The organism is Kitasatospora sp. NPDC059812 (assembly GCF_042732075.1).
Classification (GTDB): domain Bacteria; phylum Actinomycetota; class Actinomycetes; order Streptomycetales; family Streptomycetaceae; genus Kitasatospora.
This window is the reverse complement of record NZ_JBHWIO010000121.1, coordinates 1-7,994: the sequence shown is the minus strand read 5'-3', so window position 1 is coordinate 7,994 and position 7,994 is coordinate 1. Positions and strand designations below refer to the sequence as shown.

Here is a 7,994-nt window from a genome sequence, read left to right as displayed (position 1 = left end):
CGGCGCCGCGGCCAACTCTGTGCTTATCCGCCCGGCGCGGGGGGGGGGGGGGGGGCGCCCCCCCCGCCCCTGACGCACGCCCGGACTCAGCCCGGCTGGTCGGTCACCGCCACCGGGCGGGCCTCGTCGCTCGACCACTCGCTCCACGACCCCGGGTACAGCGTCGCCGACAGGCCCGCCACCTCCAGCGCCAGGATCTGGTGCGCCGCCGTCACCCCCGAGCCGCAGTACACCGCCGTCTCCCGCTCACCCACGCCCAGCGCGCGGAACCGCGCCGTCAGCTCCGCAGCCGACCTGAACCGCCCGTCGGCCGCCACGTTCTCGGCCGTCGGCGCCGACACCGCGCCCGGGATGTGCCCGGCGCGCGGGTCCACCGGCTCGCTCTCGCCCCGGTAGCGGTCCCCCGCCCGGGCGTCCAGCAGCAGCTCGCCGCGCGCCCAGGCCGCCGCGCCGTCCGCGTCCACCACGGGCAACTGCCCCGGGACCGGCTTGAAATCACCCTCCGCCGGCGCCGGAACCTCCGCCGTCACCGGCAGTCCGGCCGCCGACCAGGCCGCGTACCCGCCGTCCAGCACCCGGACATCCCGGTGCCCGGCCCAGCGCAGCAGCCACCAGGCGCGGGCCGCCGCCAGCGAGGCCGCGCCGTCGTACACCACCACCGGGCGGTCGGAGTCCACCCCCAGGCGGCGCATCGCCGCACCGAACTCCTCCGGGTCCGGCAGCGGGTGGCGGCCGCCCCGGCCGGGGGCGCCCGGCGGGGCCGCGAGGTCCCGGTCCAGATCGACGAAGCGGGCGCCGGGCAGGTGCCCGGCCCGGTACTCCTCGACGGCGGTCGGGCCGGACTGCGCGGCACCGACCAGCCGGTAGCGCACGTCCAACAGCACCGGCGGGCGCGCGGAGGCGAGCGCCTGCGCCAGCCCGGCCGCGGAGATCAGCGGGGAACCGTCGTTGTAGGTGGTCATGGCGGCCATTGTCGCGCAGCGCCGCCAACCCGCCGCTCTTTGTGCGCTCTTTGCCGGAATTTCCGCGCGGCCCGAGGGTTCGACGCGCGCCAGAGTGGAAGCATCACCCTCGCGCGCGAGGATTTCCGTGCGCCAACCACCCATTGCGCCAACCACCCATGAGGAGGCCCGCATTGCCCGCGGTGGAACTCCGACTGGCCCAGGGCACCCCCTGCTGGGTCAGCCTGCTGACCGACGACCTGGCCGGCGCCCGCGCGTTCTACGCCGACCTGCTCGGCTGGACCTACACCCCGGGCCCCGGCCAGCTCGGCGCCTACGTCCGCGCCGAACTCGACGGGGCACCGGTCGCCGGCCTCGGCGTCTCCACCGCCACCGGCTTCCCGGTGCAGTGGACCACCTACTTCGCCGTCGACGACGCCGACCACACCGCCCAACTGGTGCGCTCCTGCGGCGGAACCGTGGCCGTCGGGCCGCTCCAGGCCGAACGCGCCGGGCGGATGGCCATCGCCGCCGACGTCTCCGGCGCCGTCTTCGGCCTCTGGCAGGGCGAGGAGCACACCGGCCGGGAGGCCGGGCCCGAACCCGGCGGACCGGCCTGGACCGAACTGCTCACCCCCGACACCGACGGCGCCGTCGCCTTCTACACCGCCGTACTCGACCGCCCCGTCCGGCACGCCGACGACGAGTCCGCGCTACTCGTGCACGGGCAACCGGTCGCCGGCATCCGGCACCGCGCCGAACTGCGCGGCCATCCGCCCCGCTGGCGGGTCCACTTCGCCGTCCGCGACGCCGACGCCACCGCCCGGCACGCCGTCGGACTCGGCGGCCGCGTCCTGGTCCCACCGCACGACACCGCCCGCGGCCGCGCCGCCCGGCTGTCCGACCCGCAGGGCGGGCACTTCTCGGTGCTGGAACTCCGCTAGCGCGCCCAGGACAGGACTCAGACCTGCTGCTCGAAGGGCAGCACGTCCGGGGAGAGCACCGAGGCCCGGGCCGTCGCGGCGGTCAGCCGGCGGCGGTGGTGCCGGCGGCAGAGCACCTCGTACCCGACCTCGTCCTCGTTCACCGAGATGTCGCCGACCACCACCTGGGCGCCCTCGACCACCATCACCCCGCCCACCGTCCGGGCGTTGTGCGTCGCCCGCGCACCGCACCAGCACAGCGCCTCGACCTGGAGCACCTCCACCCGGTCGGCCAGCTCGATCAGCCGCTGGGAGCCGGGGAAAAGCCGGGTGCGGAAGTCCGTGGTGATCCCGAACGTGTAGGCGTCGATGTCGAGTTCGTCCACCACCCGGGCCAACTGGTCGACCTGCTCGGCGGCGAAGAACTGCGCCTCGTCGCAGATCAGGTAGTCCACCCGGCCGCCCGCCGAGAGCCGGTGCACCACGTACGCGTGGAAGTCGAAGTCGTCCGTCACCTCGACCGCGTCCGCCCGCAGGCCCAGCCTGCTGGAGATGGTCGCTGCACCGGCCCGGTCGTGGCGGGTCAGGATGAGGCCCTGCCGGCCGCGGGCGGAGTGGTTGTGGTCCATCTGCAGCGCCAGCGTCGACTTGCCGCAGTCCATCGTGCCCGAGAAGAACACCAGTTCAGCCATGGGTGGAGCAAAGGCCTTTCACATCAGGGGAGTTCGGGCACAGAAGAGTCAAGGACCTGGCTCAGCCGCGAACTTCGAGCAGCGGCACGAACTGCTCGACCGGGGTCATCGAACCGTGCAGACCGATCATCGCGGACTCGCCCGGCTCGTTGCGGGAGGCGGTGATCGCGATGTCGTCCCGCGCCGCGGCCACCACGTCGCCGATCCGCCCGTACACCCGCTCGTCCACGACCGGACCGAACCAGCCCGCCGCGATCGCCTGGTCCCGGGTGGCCACCCACATCCGGTCGCCCAGCACCTCGCTCCAGACCGCGAACACGTCGGCCGCCGCACCGGGCACCGCGTACACGTGCCGGGCCCGGCCCTCGCCGCCCAGCAGGGCCACTCCGGCGCCCAGCTCCCAGTCCTCGTCGAAGTCGATCCGGTCCTCCGGCGCGATGTCGATCATGCCGTGGTCGGCGGTCACGTACATCGCCGACCGCGGCGGCAGCCGCTCGGCCAGCCGGCGGGCCAGCCGGTCCACCGCGTCCAGGGTCATCCGCCACTCGTCCGAGTCCACCCCGAAGCGGTGGCCCGCACCGTCCAGCTCGCTGACGTACGTGTAGACCAGCGCCCGGTCGTGCTCGGCCAGCCAGGAGGCCGCCAGGTCCATCCGCTCCTCGCCCGTGGTCCGGCCCAGGAAGGTTCCGCCGGACAGCGCCACCCTGGTCAGCGGCGTCTGCGAGAACAGCGGGGAGGACACCTGCGCGGTCGCCACCCCGGCGGCGTCCGTCCGCTCGAAGACCGTCGGGTACGGCTGCCAGACGTGCGGGTCGGTGTGCGGCTGCCAACGCAGCTGGTTCATCAGATAACCGGCGCCCGGCACCGCGACCGTGTACCCGGCCAGACCGTGCAGCCCCGGCGGGGTGCCGGTGCCGACCGAGGCCAGCGAGGTCGCCGTGGTCGACGGGAAACCGGCGGTCAGCGGGCGGCCCGAACCACCCATCGAACTCCCGGCCAGCGAGGACAGGAACGGCGCGTACTCCGGGTGCCGCAGCAGCAGCTCCCAGCCCAGGCCGTCCACCAGGAACACCACCACCCGGTCCGCCGGGGCGATCGGCAGGGTCGCGGTGAAACCCGGAACGCCCAGGCCCGCCGCCACCGAGGGCAACAGGTCGCAGAGCGAACCGCTGCCGTACGGGGGCGCGGGAGCCGCGGCCGGGTCGAGGATCTCGAAGGCGTCGAAGCCGCCGGAAGGTGCGAAGGACATGAAACCGGATTCGTAGCAGTCGAAGGCGGCGGCGCTCAGACCCGCGGGCCGTTGCTGATCGTCGCGTCGGAGAGCGCGCGGGCGAACACCAGTGCCTGGGCCACCGTCTCCGGGCCGTCACCGGCCTCGCTCACCCGCAGTGAGAGATCGTCAGCCGTCGCCGAACCCGTGTAGCCGTGGTCAGCCTCGCAGTTCGGGTCCGAACAGCCCGCGGGCTCCAGGTCCAGCCGCTGCACCGCACCCCAGCCGATCGTCAGCACCACCTCGCGCGGCAGCGTCCCCGGCGTGTACGTCTCCGGGTTCGCGACCATCCGGCTCAGCACGACCGAACCGATCCGGTCCAGCCGGACACTCTCCGTCGACGTCGTCGCGAACGGCACCGCCGGACTGCCCGCGTCCCCCGACTGCTCGTCGGTGTGGCTCACCACGAACCGCGTCGGGGTCAGCACCAGCACCGTCACGTGCCGACGCACCTCGTTGGCGTCGAAGGTCGTCTCCTGGTGCACCAGGTAGGAGCTGATCGGCTCCGGGCCCACCGCGGCCTCGACCGCCTCGGACACCAGGGCCGGGTAGTAACCGCTGCGCTCGATCGCCGAGCGCAGGTCCTGAGTGCTGGTGGTACCGGTCTTCGCCATAACTCCATCCTGGCATGGTCCGCCGACGAAGCGGGCGGCACGGCGCCGAGCTTCGGACAACAGCGCCCACAGGCAGGCGCAACCAAGGAAGGTTACAGGGTGCTCATCGCGCGCGGGCCCAGATCGCTACGGACGGGCAGCGGCGCGATCCGCACCCGCGCCCCCAGGATCGCCAGCCCGTACGGGGCCACGACCACCGGTTCGAGATCCACCGAGGCGATCTCCGGCACGTCGTCCACCAACTGCGACACCCGCAGCAGCAACTCCTCCAACGCGCCGGTGTCCACCGCCTCCGCACCCCGCCAACCGAACAGCAGGGGCGCCGCCCGCACCTCCCGGACCAGCCCGGCCACCTCCTGGTCGGTCGCCGGGACCAACCGGTGCGCCACGTCGCCCAGCAGCTCGGCGGGCGCCCCCGCCAGGCCGAACGACAGGATCGCGCCGACCGCCGGATCCACCGTGGCACCGATCACGGTGTCCACCCCGCGCGGCGCCAGCCGCTGCACCACCAGCTCCGCCTGCGCCGCACCGCCCAGCAGCGCGTCCAGCTCGCGGTGCGCCCGGCGCAGCCCGGGCTCGCCGGTCAGGTCCAGCCGCACGCTGCCCAGGTCCGGGCGGTGGCGCAGATGCGGGGCGGTGGCCTTCAACGCCACCGGATAGCCGAGTGTCGCCGCGGCCCGCACGGCCGCCTCCTCGTCCGGCGCCGGCAGCGCCGGGAAGACGTCGATGCCGTAGCGCGCCAGCAGCTCACGGGCCCCCGCGTCCGGCAGGGTGATCCGGGCGCCGCCCGGCTGCGTCCGCGCGGCGATCGCCGTCCGGGTGCTCAACGCCGCCTCGACCAGCGCCCGGGCGCCCGGCTCGTCGATCCGGTCCAGCTCGGGCACCCGGGCCGTCTCCTCCGCCTCGGCCGTCCGGCGCCGCCACTGCGCGTAGTGCACCGCGTGCGCCAGCGCCCGCACCGCCCGCTCCGGCGCCGCGAACGCCGGCACGCCCCCCGGGCGCAGCCGGACCGGCAGATCGGTCAACGCCAGATGGGCGAGCACCAGCGGCTTGCCCAACTCCCTTGCCCTTCCGCTGGCTTCGAGCAGTGCTTCGGCGATCTCCGGATCGTCCGAACCCATCTCCGGATCGTCCGGACCGGTCAGTCGGCCGCCCATGAAGGCGTGCGCGGACGTGCCGATCGGCGGGATCGCCACCGCGATCACCGCGTCCACCGCCGGATCGGCCAGTGCCACGTCCAGCGCGATCCGGAAGTTCTCGCCCGTCGCGGCCGTGGTCAGGTCCACCGGCGTGCGCGGCCGCAGGCCCGCGCTCAGGCAGGCGTCATAGGTCAGCAGACCCAGCGAGTCCGAGTTGCCGACCACCGCGACCCGGTCCCCCGGCGGCAGCGGCTGCAGGGCCAGCAGCTCCCCGGTGTCGTACAGCTCGGTGATCGTCTCCACCCTGATCACGCCCGCCTGCTCGAACAGCGCGTCCACCGTCGCGTCACGCAGCCCCGTCGCGGTCGCCGGCACCGCGTGGCCCGGCGGCAGGCTGCCGGTGTGCCGGGCGCCCTTCACCACCACGACCGGCTTCACCGCGGCCAGCCGGCGCGCGATCCGGGTGAACTTGCGCGGGTTGCCGAAGGACTCCAGGTAGAGCAGCACCACCTCGGTGGCCTCGTCCTCCGCCCAGTACTGCAGGAAATCGTTCCCGGAGACGTCCGACCGGTTGCCCACCGAGGCGAAGGAGGACACCCCCAGGCCCCGGCGGTGCGCCGACTCCAGCAGGGCCACCCCGATCGCGCCGGACTGGCAGAAGATCCCGAACCCGCCCCGGCCCGGCAGCTGCGGGGCCAGCGAGGCGTTCAACGGGCGGTCCGGATCGGTGTTGATCAGGCCGAAGGCGTTCGGGCCGATCACCCGCATCCCCGCCGCCCGCGCCTGGCGCACCAGCGCGCGCTGGCGGTCCCGGCCCTCCGGACCGGTCTCCGCGTACCCGGCGGTCACCACCACCAGGCCCTGCACCCCGTGCGCGCCGCACTCGGCGACGGCCGCCGGGACGGCCCCCTCCGGGACGGCGATCACCGCGAGATCCACCGGCCCGGGAATGTCCAGAACCGAACGGTGCACCGGGACGCCGTCCAGCCCGGTGCCCGGCGGGGCGTTGCGGTTCACCGCGTACACCGGGCGCGTGTCGTCGGCACTGCCCAACAGGTCCCGCAGGATCGCCCGGCCCACCGTCTGCGGATTGCGCGACACCCCGATCACCGCCACCGACCGCGGGGTCAGCAGCCGCTGCACCGACTTCGCCTCCGCCCGGTGCTCGCGCGCCCGCATCACCGCCAGCGAACGGTCCGTCTGCTCAAGATCGAACTCCAGGTGCACCACACCGTCGGTGAAACTGCGGCGCTGCGTGTAGCCGGCATCGGTGAAGACCTTCACCATCTTCCGGTTCTCCGGCAGCACCTCCGCCTGGAACCGGCGGATCCCGCGCTCCTGCGCCACCGCCGCGATGTGCTCCAGCAGCGCCGAGGCCACCCCGCGGCCCTGATGGGCGTCCTGCACCAGGAACGCCACCTCGGCGTCCGTCCCGGCCTCGGACGGACGGCCCTGCGCGTCGATCCGGTCGTAGCGGACGGTCGCGATGAAACGGTCCCGGACCACCACCGCCAGCGCCACCCGGTCCACGAAGTCGTGGTGGGTGAAACGGCGAACGTCCTTCTCCGACAACCGGGGATAGGGGGCGAAGAAACGGAAGTACTTGGACTGGTCCGACACCTGTGCGTAGAACTCCACCAGACGCTCCGCGTCCTCCGGCGTGATCGGCCGGATGCGGGCCGTACCGCCGTCCCGCAGCAGGATGTCGGCCTCCCAGTGCTGGGGGTAATCCGGTCCGGATTCCCCCCGGTCACCGGGGTCCTGCTCGGGCTGCGCCACTGCGGAGTCGTCCACATTCGTCAGGTTATCCGGCAGCGAGCCGAATGGCGCCGGGCGCACACTGGCAGCAGGGTGGGCAGGGCCGCTGGCCGGGCCTTATGCCCCGAAAAGAAACAATCACAAGTCCCGAACGCAGCGGCTCGCAGGGGCCGCCTGCGTGCAACACTGGTCTAGACAACATGGCCGCTTCCCCGAGCACGGCCGTAACCAGCTTCACCGGAAAGGCACGTCTCATGGCTGAGCGCCGCGTCACCATCGGTTGGGCCGAGGGCCTGCACGCCCGTCCCGCCTCCGTCTTCGTCCGGGCCGTCACGGCCACCGGCGTGCCGATCACCATCGCCAAGCCCGGCGGCAACCCCGTCAACGCCGCCTCCATGCTCGGCCTGCTCGGCCTCGGCGCCCAGGGCGGCGACGAGGTCATCCTCGCCTCCGACGCCGACAACGCCGACGACGCCCTGGACCGCCTCGCCAAGCTCGTCCAGGAAGGCCTCGACGAGCTCCCGGCCGCGGCCTGAGCCAACTCGACCGACAGAAGCGCCCGGCAGTCCTAACACACCCCGGCCCCGGGGGGGGGGGGCGTCGAGGACGCCCCAACCCACATACGGCCAGCCGTGCGGGGGCGGGCGCGGGCGGTCG

At 73.8% G+C, this 7,994-nt stretch carries 7 protein-coding genes; 2 read left to right on the top strand and 5 right to left on the bottom strand.

Annotated features, from left to right (window positions below; genetic code table 11):
• Positions 1 to 86 precede the first annotated feature (86 nt).
• Positions 87 to 962: a sulfurtransferase gene (locus ACFV6D_RS35930; protein WP_380562956.1), complete on the bottom strand. Its 876-nt coding sequence runs from the start codon at positions 960 to 962 to the stop codon at positions 87 to 89.
• A gap of 182 nt (positions 963 to 1,144) precedes the next feature.
• Here ACFV6D_RS35930 and ACFV6D_RS35925 point away from each other — a divergent pair, with 182 nt between their 5' ends.
• The gene (locus tag ACFV6D_RS35925; RefSeq protein ID WP_347878564.1) at positions 1,145 to 1,885 is read left to right on the top strand and encodes a VOC family protein; all 741 of its coding nucleotides are present in this window, start codon (positions 1,145 to 1,147) and stop codon (positions 1,883 to 1,885) included.
• Positions 1,886 to 1,902: 17 nt separating this feature from the next.
• On the opposite strand, the gene ACFV6D_RS35920 is transcribed toward ACFV6D_RS35925, so the two are convergent.
• The 4 genes from ACFV6D_RS35920 to ACFV6D_RS35905 form a co-directional block, all read right to left on the bottom strand.
• Entirely contained in the window at positions 1,903 to 2,556 is a 654-nt protein-coding gene (locus ACFV6D_RS35920; protein ID WP_063349376.1) for a thymidine kinase, read from the bottom strand.
• Positions 2,557 to 2,617: 61 nt separating this feature from the next.
• Positions 2,618 to 3,805 carry an alkaline phosphatase family protein gene (locus tag ACFV6D_RS35915; RefSeq protein ID WP_063349375.1) on the bottom strand — a complete coding sequence of 396 codons (1,188 nt, stop codon included), beginning with the start codon at positions 3,803 to 3,805 and terminating at the stop codon, positions 2,618 to 2,620.
• A 35-nt stretch (positions 3,806 to 3,840) separates the two neighbouring features.
• On the bottom strand, positions 3,841 to 4,440 hold the full coding sequence (locus ACFV6D_RS35910; RefSeq protein WP_063349374.1) for a DUF5998 family protein: 600 nt from the start codon (positions 4,438 to 4,440) through the stop codon (positions 3,841 to 3,843).
• A 92-nt stretch (positions 4,441 to 4,532) separates the two neighbouring features.
• Positions 4,533 to 7,373, bottom strand: a complete 2,841-nt coding sequence (locus tag ACFV6D_RS35905; RefSeq protein ID WP_380562954.1) for a GNAT family N-acetyltransferase — start codon at positions 7,371 to 7,373, stop codon at positions 4,533 to 4,535.
• Between the two features lie 218 nt (positions 7,374 to 7,591).
• Between ACFV6D_RS35905 and ACFV6D_RS35900 the strand changes: the two genes are divergently transcribed.
• Entirely contained in the window at positions 7,592 to 7,873 is a 282-nt protein-coding gene (locus ACFV6D_RS35900; protein WP_063349373.1) for an HPr family phosphocarrier protein, read from the top strand.
• Positions 7,874 to 7,994: the final 121 nt, after the last annotated feature.

What these genes read in the sequence shown, in the direction of transcription:
- ACFV6D_RS35920 (WP_063349376.1), bottom strand. Translation starts at nt 2,556, where the DNA reads ATGGCTGAACTGGTGTTCTTCTCGGGCACGATGGACTGCGGCAAGTCG.
- ACFV6D_RS35930 (WP_380562956.1), bottom strand. Translation starts at nt 962, where the DNA reads ATGACCACCTACAACGACGGTTCCCCGCTGATCTCCGCGGCCGGGCTG.
- ACFV6D_RS35915 (WP_063349375.1), bottom strand. Translation starts at nt 3,805, where the DNA reads ATGTCCTTCGCACCTTCCGGCGGCTTCGACGCCTTCGAGATCCTCGAC.
- ACFV6D_RS35910 (WP_063349374.1), bottom strand. Translation starts at nt 4,440, where the DNA reads ATGGCGAAGACCGGTACCACCAGCACTCAGGACCTGCGCTCGGCGATC.
- ACFV6D_RS35900 (WP_063349373.1), top strand. Translation starts at nt 7,592, where the DNA reads ATGGCTGAGCGCCGCGTCACCATCGGTTGGGCCGAGGGCCTGCACGCC.